General features: G+C 70.4%; 2 protein-coding genes. Both read right to left on the reverse strand.

Features of this window, described 5'->3' with window-relative positions:
• Positions 1–135: 135 nt before the first annotated feature.
• On the reverse strand, positions 136–1,593 hold the full coding sequence (locus AC51EU_RS29015) for a catalase (protein ID WP_496270068.1): 1,458 nt from the start codon (positions 1,591–1,593) through the stop codon (positions 136–138).
• A gap of 184 nt (positions 1,594–1,777) precedes the next feature.
• Positions 1,778–3,034: SpoIIE family protein phosphatase (locus AC51EU_RS29020; protein WP_496270069.1), on the reverse strand; the 1,257-nt coding region annotated here is incomplete at its 5' end.

Consider the following 3,034-nt stretch of genomic DNA (forward strand, 5'->3'; position numbering starts at 1 on the left):
CCGGCGGCGCCGGAGGCCCGGCCGGCACCGCGGGCCAGGAAGGCGAATAGCCGCCCGCGCCGAGCGCCGCACACACGAGGGGCGCGGCCCCCGCCTCACCACGAGGCGGGGGCCGCGGCCGTTTCCCGGCGCCGGTCAGCCGCTGTTGACGCGGGAGGCGATCCGGTCGCCCACGTTCTTGTCGATGTTGCGCCAGTACTGGAACGCCCTCTCCAGCACCGGACGGCTCACCCCGTTCAGCAGATGCAGTGAGACGTTGTTGACCAGCCGGTCGCGCGCCGCGTCGTCGAGGACGTCCCGCACCAGCGTCCCCGGCTGACCCCAGTCGTCGTCCTCGCGGTGCAGCGTGTACGCGTGCCGCACCATCTCGCCGGCGCTCTGCCAGCCCGCGGGCTCCCCGTACGTCGCGGTGTCCGCGGCCGGGCCCCCGTAGGAGTTCGGCGCGTACACCGCGCCCACCCGGTTCGGCTCGAACCGCATCGGGCCGTCCTTCGCGTACGAGTGCGCCGGAACGTGCGGCCGGTTGGGCGGCAGCTGCGCGTAGTTCGGGCCGATCCGGTACCGGTGGGTGTCCGGGTACGAGAAGAGGCGGCCCAGCAGCATCTTGTCCGGCGAGGGGCCGATGCCCGGCACCATGTTGGACGGTTCGAACGCGGCCTGCTCGATGTGGATGAAGTAGTCCTCCGGGTTCCTGTTGAGCGTCATCCGGCCGACCTCGATCAGCGGGTAGTCGCCGTGCGGCCACACCTTGGTCAGGTCGAACGGGTTGAACCGGTAGTCCGCCGCGTCCTCGAACGGCATGACCTGCACATACAGCGTCCAGGAGGGGGCGTTGCCGCCCTCGATGGCTTCGTACAGGTCGCGCCGGTGCACATCGGCGTCCTCGCCCGCCAGCCGGTCGGCGTCCTCCTGGGTGAGGAAGTCGATGCCCTGGTCGGTCTTGAAGTGGTACTTGATCCAGAACTTCTGGCCGTCCCCGTTGATCCACATGTACGTGTGGGAGCCGTAGCCGTTCATGTGGCGGTAGGTCTTGGGGATGCCCCGGTCGCCCATCAGCCAGGTGACCATGTGGGCCGACTCGGGCGACAGCGTCCAGAAGTCCCACTGCATGTCGTTGTCGCGCAGTCCGCTGTCCGGGCGGCGCTTCTGCGAGCGGATGAAGTCCTGGAACTTGATCGTGTCGCGCACGAAGAAGATCGGGGTGTTGTTCCCCACCAGGTCGTAGTTGCCGTGCTCGGTGTAGAACTTCAGGGCGAAGCCGCGCGGGTCGCGCCAGGTGTCGGGCGAGCCCATCTCCCCCGCGACGGTCGAGAAGCGGGCCAGCATCTCGGTGGACCTGCCGGGCTGGAAGAGGTCCGCCTTGGTGAATTGGCTGACGTCGTTGGTGACCTCGAAGACGCCGTACGCACCGCTGCCCTTGGCGTGCACCACGCGCTCCGGCACGCGTTCGCGGTTGAACTGGGCCATCTTCTCGATCACATAGTGGTCCTGCAACAGGATCGGACCGTCGGGACCCACGGTGAGCGAGTGCTCGTCGCTCTCCACCGGGATGCCGGCGTTGTTGGTCGTCCGCGGGACGTTCTGCGTGGTCATGGGGGAATGCCTCCCATTTCGACTGGGGTGAGGAAGAGGGGTCGCTCAGTCCCTTTTGTCCACCACAGCAGTCAACTCCACGGACGGCACCTCGGCAACAGTTGGACCCCGTCCTGTCCCGGACGGGGTCCACCATGTGGACGACGTGCCGCGCGCCCACCCGCCGAAGCCGCAAAGTCGCAGGTCAGCGACGGGCGGCCCCCGGCGGCATCGACAACTCGAACCACACGACCTTGCCCATGCTCAGCCGCGTCGCGCCCCAGCGCCGCGCCATCCTGTTGACCAGGTACAGCCCGCGCCCGCCCTCGTCCGACGGCCGCGCCTGCCGCAACCGCGGCAGCTGCGGCACATCGTCACCGACCTCACAGCGCAGCACATCCGTCCGCAGCAACCGCAGCGTCACCGGCCGCTCCGCGTACCGCACCGCATTGGTCACCACCTCGCTGACCAGCAGCTCCAACTGATCGGTCAGCTCCTCCAGGCCCCAGCGCGACAGCGCGCGCCGCGCCAGCCGGCGCGCCTGCCCCGCCGTCTGCGCCTTCGGGTCCAGGTACCAGTACGCGACATCACTCGGCGCTATCCCGTCGAAGCGGGCCGCCAGCAGCGCGATGTCGTCGTCACGGTCGCCCGGCCCCAGCATGTCCAGGACCTCGTCGCACATCGGCTCCAGCGGCGGCGGATTGGGCCCGGTCAGCCGCGCCGTCTCGGCCAGCCGCTCCCGCAGCTGCTCGATACCGGTCCACACGTCCCGGATGCGCGACTCCACCAGGCCGTCCGTGTACAGCACCAGCGTGGCGCCCGCCGGGGCGTCCAGCTCCACCGCCTCGAAGTCCACCCCGCCCACACCGATCGGCGCGCCCGGAGGCACCCGCAGCACTTCCGCGCGCCCGCCGCGGTGCAGCATCACGGGCGGCGGATGCCCCGCGTTCGCCACGATGATCCGGTGCGCCACCGGGTCGTACACCGCGTACAGACAGGTCGCCATCCGGTCCGAGCCCAGCCGCTGCGCCTGCTCGTCGAGATGGTGCAGCACCTCCTGCGGCGGCAGGTCCAGACCCGCCAGCGTCTGCGCCGTCGTCCGCAACTGGCCCATGATCGCGGCCGAGGTCATGGAATGCCCCATGACGTCGCCCACCACCAGTGCCACCCGGCTGCCCGGCAGCGGGATCGCGTCGTACCAGTCACCGCCCACCCGCGCCGTCTCGGCGGCGGGCAGATAGCGGCTGGCCAGCCGGACCCCGGTCGGCTGCGGCAGTGAGTCCGGCAGCATCGTGCGCTGGAGCGCGTCCGCGATGTACGCCTCGCGCCCGTAGAGCACCGCTTTGTCGACACCCAGCGCGGTGTGCGTCGCCAGCTGCGCCGCGACCAGCAGATCGTCCGACTCGAACGCCGGACGGTCCGGGCGGCGCAGGAACACCGCCGCGCCGATCACCCACCGGCG

Source organism: Candidatus Streptomyces philanthi, assembly GCF_059553635.1.